A 19,447-nucleotide genomic window follows, 5' to 3' on the forward strand; every position below is an offset into this window, starting at 1 on the left:
CCGGAAGCCTCCGGGTAGCCGGTCGTCGCACGGCAGGGGCGCTTCGCGCTCGGCCTCGGTGGCGCCCCACACCGTCCCGGGGATCATGCCGTCGCCGCGATCCGGCGCAACATCTGACGCACCACCAGGCGGTGACCGCCCGACCCTATCACCAGCGCACGGTAGATCCGGCCGTGCAGACCGGGAAAGTCGCCGTAACTGCGGGCGCGGACGCGGGTCCGGCTCGGTCCCTCCTCGTCCAATTCGAAGATCAGCGCGTACTTCGAGAACCAGTGCTGTCCGCGCAGCGCCAGACGATGCGGTTGCGCGACGGAATCGACAACGAACCCTGTCGGCGGCGACGGCTCGTGCGAGTCGTGACACACGACTTTCAGCACCGCTTTCCACGCCCGGTCGCGATTCGCCTCGACCGATCTGGCATGCTCATCTATATAGGACAAACGCTCCATATAGAAGGACCGTACTAGTACATGGCGCCACCCCGCAAGCACGACACCGACGTGATCCTCGACGCAGCGCGCACCCTGGTGCTCGCCGAGGGACCTCGCGCGGCCAGCGTGTCGGCCATCGCCGAAGCCAGCGGAGCCCCGGTCGGCACGTTGTATCACCGCTTCGGCAACCGCAACGGCGTGCTCGCCGCCGCGTGGCTGCGGGCGCTGCGCCGCTTCCAGGACGGCACCCTCGCCGCCGCCGCCCGGCCGGACCCGGTGGACGCGGGAGTCGAGATGGTGCGAGCCGCCCTGCGTTTCGGGCGCGAACTACCCGAGGACGCCAAGCTCCTGCTCGAGTTGCGCCCCAGCGATCTTCTCGACGGCGGGCCGGATGCCGAGTTCCGCACCACCCTCGCCACCATGAACGCGCCCTTGATCGAGCACCTGCGCCGGATCGCCGAGGGCGTGTTCGGCCGGGTCGGCGAACGCGAGATCGACGCGGTCTCGCGAGCGGTCGTGGACCTCCCCTACGCGGCGCTGCGCCGCCACGCCCACGCCGCGGCCCTGCCCGCATGGCTCGAGGACGACCTGACCGCCGCCGCCCGCACCCTGCTGACCTCCTACCGCCTCTGACCAGCCCGGTCGGAGCAGGCTCAGCCGGTGATCAGCGCCGGAGTGAGTTCGTCGAGGCCGGAGATCACCTTGGCGGCCATGGCCAGCGCATCGGAGGCGGGCGGGTATTCCGGGCGTGGCGCCGCGATCACCCGCATCCCCGCCGCATGGGCCGAGCGCAGGCCGTTGCTCGAATCCTCAACGGCCACACAGTCGGCAGGCCGCTGACGCAGGAACGTCGCGACCGTCACGTACACATCCGGCGCGGGTTTGCCGCGGTCGACCTCCTCGGTGGAGAAGGTCACGGAGAAGTACTCGATCAGACCGGTCCGGCCGAGCACCGCGTCGATGAGCGCGCGTGGCGAGGAGCTGGCCAGCCCCAGCGGCCAGTGCTCGCTGATCCGCTGCACGGCCTCGACCGCGCCCGGCAGCACCGGCACGCCCGCGTCGTAGCGCTCGGCCATCCGCTCGATGACCTCCCGCGCTACGGTCTCCGGCGGCTCGCCCACACCCAGCTCACCGCTCAGGTAGGCCGACCATTCACCGGTGCTCATCCCCATCAGCCGCTGCTGGGTGTCGGGCAGCCACCGCCCGCCCTTCTCCGCGACATAGCCGCGCCGCACCAGCTCCCAGACCGGCTCGGAGTCGATCAGGACGCCGTCCATGTCGAACACCACCGCGGTGATACCCATGCGCACAATGCCTTTCGCCAGCCGAAGCGGTCACAGATCGAGCGCGGTCGGATCGCGTCTCCGGCCGCGGGGAACCGTGCCGGTATCACCGGGGAAGCGGCGATATCCGGTCGCGCACCAGCCTAGGCGGTGACGGCTCGCGGCGGCGGACACCGCACCCGCCCGGCGAGCATTCCCCGGGCAACCGATAACTTGTTCTTATGAACGAACCGCAGGCCGGCGACTCGCTGCCGAGCAAGGAGCACCACGAGGGCGGGTTCCGGCCGATGACCGAGCTGATCGCCGCCCACGAGGCCGCCAAGGACGACATCTCCCGCGGCGGGCCGCACTACGGGCAGTTCATCGAGCAGGTGCGCGGCCTGATGGACCGTGTCCGGCTGGCCTCGCCCTCCGACGAACTGGCGGTGGAGGCGATCGGCATCCTCAAGGAGCTGAACGACAAGCTCGACGCCGCCGCGGTGGACGAGTGGTCGACGCCCAACTGGACCCGCTTCGACCTGCCCGCCCGCGGCAACATCACCCTGCCGCCGTTCTTCATCGACCACGTCCACCCCCAGCAGGGCGTCGACGCGCGGCTCACCTTCCGCACCTTCCATCTCGGCGGCAACAGCGCCGCCCATGGTGGCCAGATCGCCATCGCCTTCGACGACCTGCTCGGCATGGCGGCGGCCGTGCATTCGGGCGCGGTGACCAGGACGGCGTCGCTCACCGTCGACTTCCGCTCCATCACTCCGCTGAACACCGAACTGAAGGTGCGCGCCTGGGCCGAACGGCAGGAGGGCCGCAAGGTCTACGTGCGGGCCACCCTGCACGACGGCGACCGTCTGTGCGCGGAGGCGAACGGGCTGTTCATCGTGCTGAAGCCCGGCCAGCCCTGAGGCTTGCGCTCCGCCGCCCGGTCAGTTGCCCGAGCGCTTCACGAGGGTGGGCGGCATGCCGAAAGCGGCGAACAGCGTTGGTTCGAGAAAGACGGTGATCGCGACGACCCCGCCGGCGCCGGTGGTGATGACGTGGATCGAATGGGCTTCCAGGAGGCTGCCCGCGCCGCGACGGTATTCCGCCACAGCGGGTTGTCCGTTCGCGGCCGTCGGGATCAGCACGAGATCGCCCGGTTCGGCGAAGGCACGCTTGGCAAGGAACCTGGTCACCGCGTCGCGCCCGGTGAACCACAGTGGCACCGGCGGCATTTCGAGCCGGACGTCGGCCGCCAGCAGCTCGGTGAGCGCGGCGAGGTCGGCGTTCTCGAAGGCCGCGCAGTAACGGTCGAGCAGTTCGCGGCGTTCGGCGTCCTGCGGTTCGGTCGCGTCGTCACCGGTGGGGGCGACCTCGGCGAGACGTGCCCTGGCCCGCTGCAGGGCGCTGTTCACCGCGGCCTGCGTCGTTTCGAGCAGCTCCGCTACTTCGGCGGCACTGAACTGTGCGACGTCGCGCAGGATCAGCACGGCCCGCTGACGCGCGGGCAACTCCTGCATGGCCGTCACCACGGCCAGCCGGACGCTTTCCCTGGTGACGAATGCCGTTTCCGGTGTCAACGCGTCCGGCAGTGGTTGCATCCATTCGTATGTCCCGGCGTCGCGGTCGAGACCCGCGTCGGGGTCGACCGAGCCGGCGCCCAGACCGGCCGGCAGCACCCGGCGAGCACGGTTCTCCAGCGCGCGCAGGCACGCGGTCGTCGCGATGCGGTACAACCACGTGCGCAGCGCCGCCCGCTCCTCGAACGCGGCATAGCCGCGCCAGCCGCGTAGGTACGTCTCCTGGACGAGATCCTCGGCGTCGTGCACCGAACCGAGCATGCGATAGCAGTGCGCGATCAGTTCGGCGCGCAACGGCGCCGCCTGCTCGATGAAATCCTCCTGGACCGGCACGGTCGTACTCCTAGGTCTCGACGTGGCGGGGATGAACACCTCTACCGGTACTGATACGTCCGGCGGCCGAAATTCATCGGTCGGCTCGCCACCGATCGTCCCTCGAGCGCGGGCCGCGTCGTAGCCGAGGAGACCGATCGGTCGTCGCCGCACCGATGAATCGCGGCGCCTCCACGTATCTGAATAGGTGAGGACCTCGAGCACATCACCGACGAAAGTGAAGACGACCGTGAACGAAACAACCAAACCCGGCGACCTATGGGGCACCACGTCGATCGTGACCGGAGCCGGCCGTGGGTTCGGTCGCGGTATCGCCAGGGCGCTGTCGGCTGCCGGTGCGCATGTCATCGGCGTGGCCCGCACCGGCGCGCAGCTCGACGCCGTGCGCGACGAACTCGGCGGCCGCTTCACCGCCGTGGCCGCGGACGCCGCCGATCCCGCGACCGCAAGCCGGCTCCTCCACGAGTACCGCCCGCGCACGGTGGTCCTGTGCGCGGGCGCCACTCCGCGCATGAGCCCCGTGCAGGATCAGACGTGGGAGGTCTTCAGCGAGAACTGGAATGTCGACGTGGCTCAAGCGTTCCACTGGATTCGCGAAGCGCTACGACGGCCGCTGGCGCCGGGTAGCTCGGTGATCGCGATCTCCAGCGGGGCCGCGATCAACGGGTCGCCGCTGAGCGGCGGATACGCGGGGGCGAAGGCCACCGTCCGGTTCATCACGAGCTATGCCGCCGTCGAGTCGCAACGGGCAGAGCTGGGGATCAGGTTCGTGTCCGTTCTCCCGCAGTTGACACCGGCTACCGACCTGGGGGCCGCGGCGGTGGCGGCCTACGCCGAACGGCAGGGCGTCGAGGCCGACACGTTCGTGCGGTCCATGGGACCCGCCCTCACCCCGGAGCAGGTGGGGACGTCGGTGCTCGAGATCGCGACCGCCGCCCATCCGGTCCACCACGCGAACACGCTCACCGCCGCGGGCATATCACCGCTGGCCTGAACGACCGCAACCGAAAGGAAGCCCATCACGATGAACACACCGTCGATCGTCTCGGCACAGGAGTGGGAGGCCGCGCGGCAGCGGCTGCTGGTGAAAGAGAAGGAGTTGACCCGTGCCCGTGACGCACTGGCTGCCTCGCGGCGGCGGATGCCGTGGCAGGCCGTGGACAAGCAGTACACGTTCGAAGGACCCGATGGCAAGGCGAGCCTGCTCGACCTGTTCCAGGGCAGGCGTCAGCTGATCGTCTACCGCGCCTTCTTCGAGCCCGGCGTGAGCGGCTGGCCAGACCATGCCTGCCGCGGCTGCTCGATGATGGCCGATCATCTCCCCCACCTGGCCCACCTGAACGCCCGCGACACGACACTCGTGTACGCCTCCCGCGCGCCGCAGCCCGACGTCGAGCGCGTGCGGGCCCGGATGGGCTGGGAGATGCCGTGGTACACCATCACCGACGACTTCGACGCCGACTTCGGCGTGGACGAATGGCACGGCACGAACGCGTTCATCCACGACGGCGACAGCGTGTTCCGCACTTATTTCATCAACAACCGCGGCGACGAGGCGCTGGGCACCACGTGGAGCTACCTCGACATGACGGCACTGGGACGCCAAGAGCGGTGGGAGGACTCACCGGAGGGCTACCCGCAGACCCCGCCCTACGAGTGGTGGGACTGGCACGACACATACGGCAGGCACACGCCGTCGCGGTGGTTCGGCGACCCCGATCCGGACAATCCCGACGACCAGCGGCCGCCGCGGGCCGACTCGCAGGGCTGCGCCTGCACATGATCGACGGCGCCGTGCCCCGGTAGGCGCGTCGCTGTCACGACCGCGTACTCGCTCGTGCGGGTCGTGACGGCGACGCCGGTGGCCGAGCGGGTCACCGCCCCGGGAAATGCGCCTCCCGATACGCGCCGAACCGGGCGTCCACCTGCTCGGAAGTGAGCCCGAAATCATCGAGGGTGTAGCGGTGCGCCGGACGAGCGGCGCCCGACGTGCTCTCCGAATGCAACGAGGCCATCGCCGCGCGCGCCTCGTCGGTCAGCGGCAGCCCGAAATGCCGGTAGATCGACTCGACGGTGCCGATCGGGTCGGCGACGAACGCGTCGTAGTCGACGTCGCAGAACTGCGCCGCGTCGTGGCGCTTGCGGTCGACTAGGAACCGCTGGGCGCCGCGCGCCCACAGATCCAACTGCGTCGCGCCGACCACCGGACCCCGGAACTTCTCCGACCAGCCCGCCGTCGCCTGCTCGTTCAAGCTGCACACCGACGCGATGATGGTGCGCGGATCGCGATGCATCTGGATGACCAGTGCGTCCGGGTAGACCTCGAAGATGGCGTCCAGCGCGAACAGGTGGCTCGGGTTCTTCAACACCCATCGTTTTCCGGCATCCGGCAGCCCGATCAGCTGGAGATTGCGCCGGTGCCTGCGGTAGGCGGGCGTCCAATCACGGTCGCGCAACCACTCGGAATAGGTGGGCAGGTAGGCCAGGCATTCGTAGGACACCGACATGGCCGACTGCCGCAGCAGCTGCCAGCACTCCTCCACCTGGTCGGCCGAGATGTGGTGCACGCCCATGAATTCCGGATGCTCCACATGGTGCTTGTCGTAGGCGGCCGCGAGACGCTGGTACACGGGATTGCTCGCCCAGGTCTCCCGCGGCGGGCGCGGCTGCGGCATCTCGGTCAGCCACATCTCCAGGCCTTGGTGGCCCGGGTCGGCGTTGAGCAGGCGGTGCACCGCCGTCGTTCCGGACCGCGGCAGGCCGGTCACGAAGATCGGCCGTTCGATCGCCACGTCGGCGTGCTGCGGGTGCTGCTTCCAGGCGGCCTCGCTGAGCAGCCGGGCGATCAAGGCGCCGCGCAGGAAGGCACGGTTGACCTTGTTGCCGAAGGGGGTGAGTTCGGCGTCTCGGGCATAGGACTCGAGTAGCACCCCGAGTCCCTCGCGGTAGTCGTCGGTGCCGAAATCCTCCAGCCCGACCACCTTCGTCGCCGAGGCGTGCAGATCGTCGATGGTTCCGACGTCGTCCCTACCGATCACGGTCATCTCCTAGTGGTGGTATTCGCCGGCGTTGACGTCCAGGCACGCGCCGGTGATCGCGCGCGCCATGGCGGAGGCGAAGAACACGACCGCGTCGGCGATCTCGTCGGGTTCGGGCAGCTTGCGCAGGTCGGTGGTCTTCGCGGTCTCGGCGTAGACCTCCTCGGATGTGATCCCGCGCTGCTGCGCGAGATAGTTGAAATACCACTTCAGGTTGTCGGCCCAGATGTAGCCCGGCGCGACGGAATTCACCCGGATGCCCTTCGGCCCGAGTTCGGTGGCCAGGCTCTGGGCCAGCGCGAGCAGGCTGGCCTTGGCCATCTTGTAGGGCCCGAAGGTCCGCCGCGAGTGGCGCAGCACCGCCGAGTTGATCATCACGACCGACCCCTTGGTCTCCGCGAGAGCGGGCACGAACAGCCTGGTCAGGCGCAGCGCGGCGAGCACGTTCGTCTCGAAGCCCGCGCGCACCTGGTCAAGGTCGACGTCGGCGAGGTCGACGATGGGCGGGATCGCGAAGGCATTGTTCACCAGCGTGTCGACCTTGCCGAACGCGCTGTGCGCGGCCTCCACCAGATGGGCCGCCGCCGCCTCGTCGTTGATATCGGTCGGCACCACCACCGCGCGCCTGCCCAGTTCGGTGATCTCCTTCGCCACCTCGGTCAGCCGCGACTCGGTCCGGGACGCGAGCACGACGTCCGCGCCCGCTTTCGCGCTCTGCACGGCGATCGCGCGCCCCAGTCCCGGCCCCACGCCGGAGACGACGACCACTTTGTCCTGCAACAACATCAGCCGAGCATCCTCTCCGCGACGGCGACCTGACGCGCCGCGATCCGGGCCCGCCACTGCTCCGGCGTGACGCGCGCCTGCTCGTAGAACGGCAAGCGGGCGGGCAGGTCGGCGACCGGCACCAGTTCCACGGTCGGCCCGTCGTCGGGTTTCATCTCCCGCGACAACCGCTGCCAGCGGAACTGTAGGTACCCCCTGGCGTGCCCGGTGCGCTCGATCCAGTTCGCCAGGCCGGGGTCGCGCTCGCTCACCACCAGCCGGATCATCCCGTCCGGGTCCACGTGCGCCTGGTCGGCGGTGAGGCTGGTCTGGTGGTTGATGTAGTCCAGCGACAGGTACCACATGCTGCCCAGCTGGAAGCCCTGGTAGGGCGCGTCCGACTTCGGCACCGTGATGATCATGGCCTGGTCGTCGTCCAGGTCGTAGTGACCGACCGAGGAGAACTGCGTGCTCAGCCCGCCCGGGGTCTGCCTGGGCTCGGTCAGCGTGTTGACCGGCAGGTTGAGATAGAACCACTCCGGGAAGGCGAGGAAGGTCTTCAACCGCGACACCAGCATCTTGCCCGCGACGCCGTACCGCTTGGTCATCACGTCCTTGGTCAGCGGCGGCGGCGCGTCACCGATGCGGTCCACCCGCTGGATGCGGATCGTGCCCGCCTTCTCGGTCGCCCAATCGCTGTGCACCTCCCGTACCACGAGCATCGCCGCATCGGCGCCCAGGTGCACGTAGCCGGGTCCGGCTTCACCGGGTCCGAACCGGATCTCGTAGGACCCGTCGGGGCGGATGTCGAGTTCGCGGTCGTCGAAGGCGGTGAGGCTGTCGGGTACGTCCACCGGCGAGTAGTTGCCGTTGAGCACCTGGAAGCTCAGGTCGCGGGTGGTGCCGCGGGTGCCGGTCACCACGTATTCCGCGTCCGGCCGCAGGTAGGAGTGGAAGTAGAGGGTGTCGGGGTTGTCCAGGCCCATCTTGGTGTAGGGGCCGGTGGACATCACGAAGAACGGGAAGTCCCGCTCGTAGGCCCAGGCCATCTGCAACGACGCGCGGATGCTGCCCGCCAGATAGTCGTAGCCCTCGACGAGGTCCTGTTCGGTGCGGATGTGCGCGGCTCCGGTGATGATCTGCTCGGCGGCGGCGATGGCGTCCGCGAACGGCTGTGTCAGCAAGAGGCTCTCTCCGGTGTTCCAAATATGTACCACTCTGGTACATTTCGATAGAGGCAAGATTAGAACGTGTTCTAGGAGTGGTCAATGGTCGGCCGACGGTCCGCACCCACCGCACGCGTGGTTCAGGTCCTGGATTTCTTCGTCGAACAGCGCGGGAAACGCTTCGGACTCTCCGAACTCGCTCGCGAGCTCGACCTGGCCAAGCCGACCTGCCTGGGCATCCTCACCGAGCTGACCTCGGGCGGCTACCTGGTGCGCGACGCCGGCACTCGCACCTACGGGCTCGGACCGGCGCTGATCGCGGCGGGCCGGGTGGCGCAGGACAGCTTCGCGATCTCCGCGCTCGCCCGCGTCGAGCTGGAGAAACTCTCCGCGCACTACCACACCACCTGCACCGCGTCGGCGGTGGTCGGCGAGCAGATCATGGTGCTGGAGAGCACCGGGCCCGGCCTGGTCAAGGTGGGCGCGGCCTACCACTTCGCCCCGCCGGTGGGCCTGATGTACGTGCTATGGGATATCGACGCGGCGTTCGACGCCTGGCTGGCCAAGCCGCCGGCGGTGCCGCTGCGGCAGGACGAGGCGCGCCTGCGCCAGGTCGTCGCCGAATGCCGCGAGCGTGGATTCCTGGTGGAGAGCATGACCACGGCCGGACGGCGCCTGTACTCGCTGCTGGCCGGCGTCGCCGACCGCGATCTACCTCCCGAGCTGCGCGAACTGGTCGGCGAACTGGTGACGAGCCTCGGCGAGCGGGTGTATCTCGGCTCGGATCTGCGGCCCCGCAAAGAGCACGCGGTGAGCCTGCTGGCCGCGCCGACCTACGACGGTGACGGCAGGCAGAACATGGTGCTGACGATGTATGTCGGCCGCTCCATCACCGGGGCGGAGATCACCCGGCGCGGCGCGGCGCTGGTGACCGCCGCCGACGCCGTGACGGCGAACTCCAGTGGACGCAAACCATTGACCTATAACCGAAACGTGTTCTAGTTTTGCGGTGTGAGCCAGTACGCGAAGTCGACGGCGAGCACCTACGAGCTGCCCCATCTGGACGCGCTCGAGGCCGAGTCGGCGCACATATTCCGTGAAGTGGCAGCGACATTCGAGCGCCCGGTGTTGCTGTTCTCCGGCGGCAAGGACTCGGTGGTGATGCTGCACCTGGCGGCGAAGGCCTTCTGGCCGGCGCCGCTGCCGTTTCCGGTGCTGCACATCGACACCGGGCACAATTTCGACGAGGTGATCGCCTACCGCGACCAGACGGTGGCGCGGCTGGGCCTGCGCCTGGTGGTCGGGCGAGTGCAGGACGACATCGACGCGGGGCGCGTGGTCGAGGAGACCGGGCCGCGCGCCTCCCGCAACCGATTGCAGACGACGACGCTGCTGCGCTCGATCCAGGAAGGAGCGTTCGACGCGGTCTTCGGCGGCGCGCGCCGCGACGAGGAGAAGGCCCGCGCCAAGGAGCGGGTGTTCAGCTTCCGCGACGAGTACGGCCAGTGGGATCCGCGCAGGCAGCGCCCCGAGCTGTGGAACCTTTACAACGGCAGGCACCGCGCGGGCGAGCACATCCGGGTGTTCCCGCTGTCGAACTGGACCGAGCTGGACATCTGGAGCTACATCGCCGCCGAAGGCATCGAGCTGCCCCCGCTCTATTACGCGCACCGCAGGCCGGTGGTGCAGCGCGACGGAATGCTGTTGGCGCACACCCGCTTTCTCGGACTGCTCGACGGCGAGGAGCCGTACGAGTCCACCGTGCGGTTCCGCACCGTCGGCGACGCGACCTGCACCGGCTGCGTCGAATCCACCGCGGCCACACCCGCGGAGGTGGTCGCCGAGGTCGCCGCGGCGCGGGTCACCGAGCGCGGCGCCACCCGCGCCGACGACCGCATCTCCGAGGCAGGCATGGAAGACCGCAAACGCGAAGGCTACTTCTGATGACGACCACATTGTTGCGCCTGGCCACCGCGGGCAGCGTCGACGACGGCAAGTCCACGCTGATCGGCAGGCTGCTGTTCGACTCCAAGACGCTGTTCACCGATCAGCTCGCCGCGGTGGAGCGCACCAGCCGCGACCGCGGCGACGACTATCCCAACCTCGCTCTGCTCACCGACGGCCTGCGCGCCGAACGTGAACAGGGCATCACGATCGACGTGGCGCATCGCTATTTCGCCACGCCGAGAAGAAAATTCATCATCGCCGACACTCCGGGGCACGTGCAGTACACCCGCAATATGGTGACCGGCGCTTCCACCGCCGACCTGGCGCTGATCCTGGTCGACGCCCGCAAGGGCGTGGTGGAGCAGACTCGCAGGCACGCGTTCCTGGCCGGTCTGCTCGGCATCCCGCACCTGGTGCTGTGCGTGAACAAGATGGACCTGGTGGACTGGTCGCAGGAACGTTTCGAGGAGATCCGCGAGGAGTTCGCGCGATTCGCGTCCAAACTGGACGTCTCCGACCTGACCTTCGTGCCGGTGTCGGCGCTGCACGGCGACAACATCGTGCACCGTGGCGCGAGCATGCCGTGGTACGAGGGCACTCCCCTGCTACACCATCTGGAAGAAGTGCACATCGCCTCGGACCGCAACCTGATCGATGCGCGCTTCCCGGTGCAGTACGTCACCCGCAGCCACGCCCACGATTTCCGCGGGTACGCGGGCACCGTGGCGGGCGGAGTCTTCAAGCCCGGCGACGAAGTGGCGGTGCTGCCGTCCGGCTTCACCACCACGGTCGAGGCGATCTGGGGGCCGGGCGGTGCGCCGGTCGCGGAAGCCTTTCCGCCGCAGGCGGTCACCATCCAGCTCGCCGACGAGCTGGATATCTCCCGCGGCGATCTGATCTGCCGTCCGAACAACCGCCCGGCCGCCGGCCGCGATCTCGACGCGATGGTGTGCTGGTTCGCCGAGGAGGCCCAGCTGACCCCTGGCGCGACCTACACCATCCGGCACACCACCCGCGCGGCCACCGCCGAGGTGCGCTCGCTCGACTACCGGCTGGACGTCAACACGCTGCATCGCGATGAGCACGCGGAATCGTTGTCGCTCAACGAGATCGGCCGCGTCCAGCTGCGCACCCGGCAACCGTTGCTGTTCGACCCGTACCGCCGCAACCGCGCCACCGGCAGCTTCATCCTCGTCGACGACACCACCAACAACACCGTCGCCGCGGGCATGATCACCGGCCCGAGCCTGCCCTCCACCCGAGTGGTCTGGCACTCCACGGCCGTCGAACGCGACGAGCGCGCCACCCGCGGCCTCACCGTGTGGCTGACCGGCTTGTCCGGGTCCGGAAAGTCCACCGTCGCCGTGGAACTGGAGCGCAGGTTGGTCGCCGCGGGCCGCCCGGCGTTCCTCCTGGACGGCGACAACCTGCGCCACGGCCTCAACTCGGATCTCGGCTTCAGCACGGCCGACCGGGAGGAGAACGTCCGCCGCGTCGGCGAAGTGGCGAAACTGTTCGCCGAAGCCGGTGTGGTCGCGGTGGTTTCGCTGATCAGCCCCTATCGCGCCGACCGCGACCGCGTCCGCGCCGCCCACGAAGCGGCGGGCATCCCCTTCCTGGAAGTGTTCGTCGACACGCCACTGGCGGTCTGCGAAGCCCGCGACCCCAAGGGCATGTACGCCAAAGCCCGCGCGGGCGAGATCCGGGGCTTCACCGGCATCGACGACCCCTACGAAGCGCCGACCGAAGCCGAGATCGTGCTGCGGCCCGACCACGGCGACCCGGCCTCGATGGCCGCGACGATCATCGCTCGGCTGAGTCGTATGGACTGAGCAGGCGCGGAAAGGGCAGGCGGCAAGTGGCCGCCTGACCCTTCGGCTTCCCCGATTCGTCGTCGCCGGCTTCGTGGATCGGCTATCCCCTCCAGAGTCGATACACGAAGCCGGCTTCCGGTGACATCTCCGTAATCGGTTCGGATACGAGCGTAAAGCGATAGGATCTGATTGTAAAGCGCTAATCACCTAGCCGCTGCGCTCTGATCCTTTACCGGCGGATACCATGTGCGCACGGTGACGGGGCCGAATCGGGAGGTTGGTGGCACAGGTCGTGTCCGGCGATGCAGATGAGATCAGCGAGGAGCCGACGGAGGACGCCGGTCCCATCGCGCGGCACCTGAATCGGGTGATCGCCGCTGCCCAGCAGCGGGATGCACGCAGCTACTCCAACAAAGACATCGCCGAGCGCTCGACCGCGCTCGGCTATCCACTGAGCCCGGCCCAGGTCTCGCACATCCGGCTCGGACGAGTCCGCAACCCCAGTTTTCGCACGGTCGAGGGGATTTCCGTGGCATTGGGCGTCGATGTTCGGGAATTCCTCGACGGCGCGGCCGCGCAACAAGCCGACGTCGAATCGCGGCTGGCCGCGGAGCTCTCCGAGGCGGGCGTGGAGGCGATCGGTTTCCGCCTGTCCGAACTCGGCACCTTGAACGAACTCGGCAGGTCGACGTTCGGCGCCATAGTCGGCAATATCCTGCGCGATCTCCAGCAGCACGAACTCTATCGCCGACCGGCCGCTGCGGAGGACGACGAGAAAACCGAGGGCTGAGTGATCGGCTGTCGCTCGTGTCAGAGTCGCAGATCCGCAGCCGAGACTTTCGGAGCGGGGCCCGGCCGATAGGTAGCCTGCGCGATCGGGCGGCGAACTTCCGTATAGGCCTCCAGCGCGGCGGCAACGGAGTCCGCGCTGCGCAGGGTCTTCGCCAAGACGATCGCATCCTCGATGGCGGAGGTCGCGCCACGCCCCGCCGCAGGCGAAACGGCATGCGCCGCATCGCCGATCAGGACGGTGTCGGCGTTGTGCCAGCTCCCCTCGGGTTCGAGTTCGTACAGCGCGATCGGAGCGCTCACCTCGGAGCGCTCCAGCACCCGCACCACCGGGGTTGCCCGCAGCGCGTCGAGGAACACCTCCGGGTCGACCGCCGTGCCGGACGCGACGCTGCGCCTGCTGAACCAGAACGATCCATCGCGGTCGTCCCCCACATAGCCCGCTACACCTTCGGGGTGCGACCAGAAGTGCAGGACGTGCGTCGGGAGCCCGGGCACCACGACCGGGCAATGACCGTAGCGGATCGATTGACCGGTGTAGGTGGGCTCTCTTGCATCACCGAGCATGCGCCGCGTGGCCGAACGAGCACCGTCCGCGCCGACCAGCAGGTCACCCGTGGGCGAGCCGGGGTCGACCCGCGTTCCGTATTCGCACGGGATGTCCGCTTCTTCCAGACGTTCTCGCAACAAGGCCAGGAGATCCTTGCGCCAGATGTGGGTGCTGGACCAGCGATGACCGGGCTCGGTCCGGGGGAAGGAGTTCGTTCGCCCGGTGAGCGTGTCGACGGCGCTGACGCCGACGACGGGGAATCCGGCCGCTCTGACCTTTTCACCCAGGCCGATCTGATCGAGCGCGGTCGCCGCCGCGGGGCCGAGGGTGACCCACCCGCCCACCTCGGCAGTGCGCGCCGCGGTCTCATAGACCTGCACCCGCGCACCGACTTTCGCCATCGCCAGGGCCGCGCACGCCCCTCCGACACCGCAACCGATGATCTCCGCTCGAAACATCCGGTCACACCTTCGCCGTGGGCCGAGCCCATTGCCGACGCACCCGAACCATGTTCTCCCCCAGGCCGGCCGCCAAGGCCACGAGCAATTTGCGGTCGGCATCGAACGTATCAGCCTGGTCCACGGCCGCGCGGTGCGGTTCGCCGTACAGCACCGGCCGCTCGCGATTGGCCGCGGCGACGCGCTGGAGTTCGCGCGCGTAACCGGAGACGGTCGCGGTCGACGTCGGATCGATCTGGGGGCTGAGCAGCATCAGCGCATCACGAATGTCGACCATCATCGCCTGCCGCCATTCCATGACGGCCGCCAAGGGCTGCCGGACGCGGAAGGCGGGCATCCGCCGTTCCGGAAGAAACCGGGTGATCACGCCGACCGCGAAGCGCCACAGCCGCCACAGCAACAGAACGTCACGCAATGCTGCGAGGCCGACGGCCACCGCTCGTATCCGCATCACCAAGCCATACCAGGACACACCCAGAAGGAATACGAACTGCCCCAGATAGACCTCCCACCGCCCCAGCGCGACGAGCGCTCGCGGTGGCCGTACCGATGCCGCGTGATACCCGAGCTGGACGGTGAAAGTCACCGTGGCGGCGAGCATCGACACCGCGCCTATCGCGGCGAGCACGATTCCGTGGGCCGGCGTCCCTGAGAGCAAACGCAAATAGGCGAAGCAGTAGAAAACGATCAACATCCCGATCGGCAACGTGCTCACCTTCTCCCCGAGATTGAAGCCGACCACGGCGGGGTCGGCGAATCCGTAGGGTTTCGCGCCGGGGCCCGCGACCACCACGCACACGGCCATGACGATGATCGACGCGGCAAGCGGGATGCCGAGCGCGACCAGTATTTTCTTCGTCTGAGCGGTGTGCCGGGAGGCCAGCACGAAGAACGCGACGATGCACGCTTTGGCTCCCACCAGCAGGACGGTCCCGACGAATTCGTAACCCATCACGCTCAGCAACCACGGGTCCGGGCGGTTCTGGACGTACTCGCCGAAGGCATACCCCGACGCCAGGAAGAAGAAGGCCCCCACGACCGCGAGAAGAGCGACGTCCTTGTTGCGGCGGTATTGACTCGACTTCCAGATCATGGCGGCGGCGAACGCCGCGATGAGCCACCCGTGCGGTATGTAGATCACAGCCAGCCTATTCTCTCCTGCAACGGCAGTGACAGGTCTTCGGTCCGCTGTAAGGGCCGCAGCGCGCGTTGCCGATCGAGCACCCTGCCCACCTCGTACCCCCACCGCGCGAGCAGGTTCGCCGTGTACTCCGCCTCCCATTCCCGCGCCGGAGACATCGCCGAATGGCGGTGCACGTTCTCGGTCTCGTAGTGCCCGGCGATGATGTGCCCGAACTCGTGCCCGATCCCGTGGTCCTGATGCCAGGCGGGTGTCGCCTTCTGATACGCGATGACGTAGGTGTCGGGCGGCGCCGAAAGCTTCAGCGTGATCGCGAAGAAGCAGTCGACCGGCAGCAACTTCTCCTGCAGAAGCACCGTCGCGCCGGTGAATTCGCAATAGCGCTCGATCAGCTGGCGCATGGTCAGCAATTCGCGCACCTTCATGCGCTGGAGCAGCAGGCGGGTGCGATGCTCGACCTCGCGAACCCGCGCGGGACTCGGGACGAAGCGAGTTTTTCCGTCCCGCGCGCTATCGGCGGACCCCGCCGTGTCAAGCGCCGAGCGTCTCATGCGCCCGCGCCGTACGGAACTCATCAGACCTCACACCCCGCTGCCCGCCCCACCGCCCCGACAGTCGGCAACCGGTCCGTCGAACGGTACTAAAACGATGCCGAGCGCTGCGCCTGATCAACCATAGTGGTCACAGAACCCCCGTGCCCGGCCGGTTCGGCGTTCAAAATACCACCGCCGCGACCGGACGGCATTGATTCGAATCCCCCTGGCACGCCTTGCATTCGCGTCGATTCGGCTGTCGTACATCGGCCGCACCTGCTCGGAGGCGACACGGTGTCACTCGGCCGTGCGAACGGCCCCCGCCGATTTCCCGCCGCCCGGCTCGCACAACGCGTCGCGAATGGTGTCGCGCAGCCAGCGCTGGGCCGGATCGGCGTCGAGCCGGGCATGCCAGAGCAGGCGCACTTCGACTTCCGGCAGGTCCGCGGCAAAGGGAAACCAGCGAATGCCGAGAGTCCGGCCGTACTGTTCGGCGAGGCGCTGCGGAACGAGTCCGACGTAGCGGCTCGCGGATACCAGGAGCGCGGCGACAGCGAAGGTCGGGACGACGGCGGCGACGTGGCGTTGCAGGCCCGCCGCCTCGAGGGCATCGTCGAGCGGCCCGCGAGCGCGTCCACGGCGGGAGGCCGAGACGTGGGGGTGCCCGCACAGTTGCCGCAGCGTCGGGCGGCGGTGCCTGCCCAGCGGGCTGTCGGCGCGGACGATGCCGACCATTCGTTCCCGGTACAGCACGGCGGTACGGATGTCGGGAGCCGCGTTGTCGCCCACGCCGATATCCAGATCGATCGAACCGTCGCGGAGGGCCTCTGCGCTTTCGCTGCCCTCCGTGACGAAGCGCAGCACCACACCGGGAGCGCCCGCGGCCGTGGCTTCGACCACCGCCGTCGCCAGGGTCGCGGCGACGCCGTCGTTGATGCGGATCGTGAAGGTGCGTTCGAGATCGGCGATCGCGACTTCGCGGTCGGCGCTGATCAACGCGGAAGCTTCGTCGAGCAGTGACCGTACGCGCGGCGCGGTGCGCAGTGCGAACGGTGTCGGAGCCATCCCACGCCCGGCTCGCACCAGGATCGGGTCGTTCATCGCCCGTCGTAACCGACCCAGCGCCCGGCTGGTCGCGGGGATGGACAGATGCAGGTGCTCGGAAGCCGCCGTGACGCCGCCTTCCCGGAGCAGGGCGTCGAACACCCGCAGGAGGTTCAGATCCAGCTGCTCGGGCATAGTTGCATTCTACGCAAGTATCTATTGTCAAAGTTGCGTGGCACGAAGTTCTTCGAGATCCCTACCGTCGGGGACATGCCGTTCAATGTCATGCTCCGGGATCGCGTTGCGTTGTCGCGAGACCCGTCCCGTCCCTCCGCACAGCGCGGTCTGCTCGCGATCATGTGCTCCTGCGTAGTCCTCGTCGTCGGGATGGTCGCCGCGATCAACCTCGCCGTCCCGATGCTCGCCTCGAGCACATTGCATCCGTCCGCCTCGGCGCTGGTGTGGATCGTCGACACCTATGTGGTCGTGTTCGCCTGCCTCGTCATCCCGGGTGGAGCCGCCGGGGACCGCTTCGGGCGTAAGGGAGTGCTGCTCACGGGCCTGGCGCTGTTCGCGGTGGGCGCGCTGATCTCTGCGACAGCACCCGGCGTGGCCCTGCTTCTGGTTGGCCGTGCGCTCACGGGTGTCGGCGCTGCCGCCGTGCTGCCCAACACGCTGTCGGTCCTGCTGCACGCCGTACCCGCCGAACGCAAGGGCGCGACGATCGCCACCTGGGCGTCGATGACCGGCATCGGCGGAGTCGTCGGCAACGTCGGCGGCGGGTCGATCCTGTCGGGCGGCTCGTGGCGGTGGTTGTTCGCCGCCGCCGTGCCGATCTCGCTGCTTCTCGCCGCGCTCGTGGGACGTATCGCGCCGGTGTCGGCGCGCCATGATCGCCGCCTCGATCCGCTCGGCGCGGTGCTGCTCGTCGGTGCGTCGGTCGCGCTGCTGCTCGGCATCGTCCAAGGGCCGGAGGCAGGGTGGAACAGCATGGTCGTCGTCGCTGGGTTCGCCTGTGCCGCTTTGTTGTTCACCGCGTGGACGGTCGTGGAACTGAAGGTCGACCACCCGCTGCTGGATCCCCGGCTGTTCCGCGTGCCCGGCCTGCGCAGCGCCTGCCTCGGTATGACGGCGGTCTTCTTCGGCATGTTCGCGCTGTTCTATGTCAACGCGTCGTTCTTGCAGTACGGCAAGGGGTTCAGCGTTCTGCGGACCGGACTGGGGATCGTGCCGCTGACAGTGCCGATCATCCTCGGCGCACGACATGCCGGACGCGTGTCGGGACGCATCGGCCTCGACGCGACCATCGCACTGGCCTTCACGTTCGTCGGATGTGGGCTGCTGGGGCTGTCCGCGAGCGGCACGCAGACGTCCTACCTCGCATACGGGGCGTGGCTCGTGATCACCGGAATCGGTGTGGCGCTGGCCCTTCCGACGCTGTCCGGCGCCATCGCCGGTTCGCTGCCGCCGGAGCAGGCCGGAGTCGGAGCGGGACTGCAAGCCACCACGCGGGAATTCGGCAGCGCCCTGGGGGTCGCGGTCATCGGCACGGTGCTCACCGCACGATTCGCCGCCGCGCTACCACCGGACATCCGCGCCGACCATTCCCCGCACACCGTGGCCGAAGCCCTCGCCACGACCGCGCCCGATCGCGCCACCGAGGTCGTCACGGCGTTCGTCTCGGGAGCGGACGCCGGATTCCGCGTGATCGGCGTGACCGTACTCGTCCTCGGCGGGCTCGTCGTACTGCAGTCGCTGCTGACCCGGCGGAGTAGCCGGTCGTAGGTTGATCAGGGGACGATATCCGCGCTCACAACGACGTATCGGGTGCGGTCGGTGTTCTGGGCCTCCGACCCGAGGTCGATCACCGTCGCGTCACCGAGTTGTTCGACGACGGTGACACCGATCTCCACCGGCACCGGGTACGCCGAATCGGGACCGAGGTCGTCAGGTGCGCCGAAGATCGGCAGCTTGTCGATCAGGCTGTGCGTGACACCGTCGACGTCGGTGAATTCGACCTCGATGACGCCCGGTTGATAGTCCGACACCCATCGGACGGCTTTTCCCCAAATAGTCGCCATCACTCAATATGCCAGCCGATTCGGTGCTTCGCCCAACGCGCAGGCGCAACCACCGGTCGCCGTATCAGCGCCTCCAGCCGACCAGCGGATACCCCCGCAGCCCATCGACTCTCCGGGGAGTGACGGGCGTCCGCCCACCCCACAGAACACCGGTGGCGAGCTTCGAGCCACCGGATCGAATCCGCGAGGTAGTCGCGGACCTACACGAAGGAGTATCGACATGGACGTCTTCGTCACCGGAGCGACCGGGTGGATCGGTTCGGCTGTCGTCGACGAGTTGCTGGACGCCGGTCACGAGGTCACCGGCCTCGCCAGCTCGGGCGACTCGGCCGCCGCGCTGGAGCGGAAAGGAGCCCGGGCGCGGCGCGGCGACCTCGACGATCGAGCGCGCGATTTCCTGGCTGACCGGCTACCGCTGCCTCAACATCCGCTACGACCGCCAGGCCACCACTTCCTCGCCTTCCTCACCCTCGCCGCGACACGTACCTGGTACAAGAAACTCGCGAAATACGCCGGTCGAG

General features: G+C 68.4%; 20 protein-coding genes and 1 pseudogene. 10 read left to right on the top strand and 11 right to left on the bottom strand.

The features are described 5' to 3' along the window. Nucleotides 1-83: 83 nt before the first annotated feature. The gene (locus NA8_RS27885; RefSeq protein WP_063053315.1) at nt 84-449 is read right to left on the bottom strand and encodes a hypothetical protein; all 366 of its coding nucleotides are present in this window, start codon (nt 447-449) and stop codon (nt 84-86) included. Nucleotides 450-470: 21 nt separating this feature from the next. Between NA8_RS27885 and NA8_RS27890 the strand changes: the two genes are divergently transcribed. Next, complete coding sequence (locus NA8_RS27890; RefSeq protein ID WP_063053316.1) at nt 471-1,064, top strand: TetR/AcrR family transcriptional regulator; 594 nt, start codon at nt 471-473, stop codon at nt 1,062-1,064. A gap of 20 nt (nt 1,065-1,084) precedes the next feature. Here the strand turns inward: NA8_RS27890 and NA8_RS27895 are convergent, their stop codons facing one another. Next, on the bottom strand, nt 1,085-1,735 hold the full coding sequence (locus tag NA8_RS27895) for an HAD family hydrolase (RefSeq protein WP_063053317.1): 651 nt from the start codon (nt 1,733-1,735) through the stop codon (nt 1,085-1,087). A gap of 200 nt (nt 1,736-1,935) precedes the next feature. On the opposite strand from NA8_RS27895, the gene NA8_RS27900 reads away from it, so the two are divergent. Continuing rightward, entirely contained in the window at nt 1,936-2,613 is a 678-nt protein-coding gene (locus NA8_RS27900; RefSeq protein WP_063053318.1) for a PaaI family thioesterase, read from the top strand. Between the two features lie 21 nt (nt 2,614-2,634). Here NA8_RS27900 and NA8_RS27905 read toward each other — a convergent pair whose 3' ends face one another. Continuing rightward, nucleotides 2,635-3,600: an RNA polymerase subunit sigma-70 gene (locus NA8_RS27905; RefSeq protein WP_063053319.1), complete on the bottom strand. Its 966-nt coding sequence runs from the start codon at nt 3,598-3,600 to the stop codon at nt 2,635-2,637. 229 nt (nt 3,601-3,829) lie between these two features. Between NA8_RS27905 and NA8_RS27910 the strand changes: the two genes are divergently transcribed. Both NA8_RS27910 and NA8_RS27915 read left to right on the top strand, forming a co-directional pair. After that, nucleotides 3,830-4,594, top strand: a complete 765-nt coding sequence (locus NA8_RS27910) for an SDR family oxidoreductase (RefSeq protein ID WP_063053344.1) — start codon at nt 3,830-3,832, stop codon at nt 4,592-4,594. 30 nt (nt 4,595-4,624) lie between these two features. Continuing rightward, nucleotides 4,625-5,383, top strand: a complete 759-nt coding sequence (locus NA8_RS27915) for a DUF899 domain-containing protein (protein ID WP_063053320.1) — start codon at nt 4,625-4,627, stop codon at nt 5,381-5,383. A gap of 91 nt (nt 5,384-5,474) precedes the next feature. Here the strand turns inward: NA8_RS27915 and NA8_RS27920 are convergent, their stop codons facing one another. Genes NA8_RS27920 through NA8_RS27930 form a run of 3 tightly spaced genes read right to left on the bottom strand, consistent with a single transcriptional unit; the run spans nt 5,475 to nt 8,587 of the window. Then, nucleotides 5,475-6,638, bottom strand: a complete 1,164-nt coding sequence (locus tag NA8_RS27920; protein ID WP_245664035.1) for a sulfotransferase family protein — start codon at nt 6,636-6,638, stop codon at nt 5,475-5,477. 9 nt (nt 6,639-6,647) lie between these two features. Beyond that, on the bottom strand, nt 6,648-7,424 hold the full coding sequence (locus tag NA8_RS27925) for an SDR family oxidoreductase (RefSeq protein WP_040866449.1): 777 nt from the start codon (nt 7,422-7,424) through the stop codon (nt 6,648-6,650). Further along, nucleotides 7,424-8,587 (bottom strand): hypothetical protein, encoded by a 1,164-nt coding sequence (locus NA8_RS27930; RefSeq protein WP_063053345.1) that lies wholly within the window; start codon nt 8,585-8,587, stop codon nt 7,424-7,426. The genes NA8_RS27925 and NA8_RS27930 overlap by 1 nt, the downstream gene beginning before the upstream one ends. Nucleotides 8,588-8,671: 84 nt before the next feature. On the opposite strand from NA8_RS27930, the gene NA8_RS27935 reads away from it, so the two are divergent. The 4 genes from NA8_RS27935 to NA8_RS27950 all read left to right on the top strand — a co-directional run bounded on the left by NA8_RS27935 (nt 8,672) and on the right by NA8_RS27950 (nt 13,120). After that, entirely contained in the window at nt 8,672-9,571 is a 900-nt protein-coding gene (locus NA8_RS27935; RefSeq protein WP_063053322.1) for a helix-turn-helix domain-containing protein, read from the top strand. A 9-nt stretch (nt 9,572-9,580) separates the two neighbouring features. After that, nucleotides 9,581-10,513 (top strand): sulfate adenylyltransferase subunit CysD, encoded by a 933-nt coding sequence (gene cysD / locus NA8_RS27940; RefSeq protein WP_063053323.1) that lies wholly within the window; start codon nt 9,581-9,583, stop codon nt 10,511-10,513. Next, nucleotides 10,513-12,348 (top strand): adenylyl-sulfate kinase, encoded by a 1,836-nt coding sequence (gene cysC / locus NA8_RS27945; protein WP_063053324.1) that lies wholly within the window; start codon nt 10,513-10,515, stop codon nt 12,346-12,348. Before cysD ends, cysC begins: the two co-directional genes overlap by 1 nt. 274 nt (nt 12,349-12,622) lie before the next feature. Next, on the top strand, nt 12,623-13,120 hold the full coding sequence (locus tag NA8_RS27950; protein WP_157106959.1) for a helix-turn-helix domain-containing protein: 498 nt from the start codon (nt 12,623-12,625) through the stop codon (nt 13,118-13,120). 20 nt (nt 13,121-13,140) lie between these two features. On the opposite strand, the gene NA8_RS27955 is transcribed toward NA8_RS27950, so the two are convergent. From NA8_RS27955 to NA8_RS27970, 4 genes are all read right to left on the bottom strand, one after another. Next, nucleotides 13,141-14,127: an FAD-dependent monooxygenase gene (locus NA8_RS27955; RefSeq protein WP_169810573.1), complete on the bottom strand. Its 987-nt coding sequence runs from the start codon at nt 14,125-14,127 to the stop codon at nt 13,141-13,143. A gap of 4 nt (nt 14,128-14,131) precedes the next feature. Further along, a complete protein-coding gene (locus NA8_RS27960) occupies nt 14,132-15,268 on the bottom strand; it encodes a hypothetical protein (protein ID WP_063053327.1) in 1,137 nt (378 codons plus the stop codon). Next, nucleotides 15,265-15,693 (bottom strand): M48 family metalloprotease, encoded by a 429-nt coding sequence (locus NA8_RS27965; RefSeq protein WP_063053328.1) that lies wholly within the window; start codon nt 15,691-15,693, stop codon nt 15,265-15,267. The genes NA8_RS27960 and NA8_RS27965 overlap by 4 nt, the downstream gene beginning before the upstream one ends. Before the next feature lie 405 nt (nt 15,694-16,098). Continuing rightward, a complete protein-coding gene (locus tag NA8_RS27970) occupies nt 16,099-17,040 on the bottom strand; it encodes a LysR family transcriptional regulator (protein ID WP_063053329.1) in 942 nt (313 codons plus the stop codon). A gap of 75 nt (nt 17,041-17,115) precedes the next feature. Here NA8_RS27970 and NA8_RS27975 point away from each other — a divergent pair, with 75 nt between their 5' ends. Continuing rightward, the gene (locus NA8_RS27975) at nt 17,116-18,630 is read left to right on the top strand and encodes an MFS transporter (protein ID WP_063053330.1); all 1,515 of its coding nucleotides are present in this window, start codon (nt 17,116-17,118) and stop codon (nt 18,628-18,630) included. Nucleotides 18,631-18,635: 5 nt separating this feature from the next. Here NA8_RS27975 and NA8_RS27980 read toward each other — a convergent pair whose 3' ends face one another. Next, nucleotides 18,636-18,926: a hypothetical protein gene (locus NA8_RS27980; protein WP_157106960.1), complete on the bottom strand. Its 291-nt coding sequence runs from the start codon at nt 18,924-18,926 to the stop codon at nt 18,636-18,638. Between the two features lie 220 nt (nt 18,927-19,146). Between NA8_RS27980 and NA8_RS33200 the strand changes: the two are divergent. Next, nucleotides 19,147-19,308: pseudogene (locus tag NA8_RS33200) on the top strand (NAD-dependent epimerase/dehydratase family protein); the annotation flags it as partial. Nucleotides 19,309-19,447 lie beyond the last annotated feature (139 nt).

Source organism: Nocardia arthritidis NBRC 100137 (assembly GCF_001612765.1).
GTDB classification, from domain to species: domain Bacteria; phylum Actinomycetota; class Actinomycetes; order Mycobacteriales; family Mycobacteriaceae; genus Nocardia; species Nocardia arthritidis.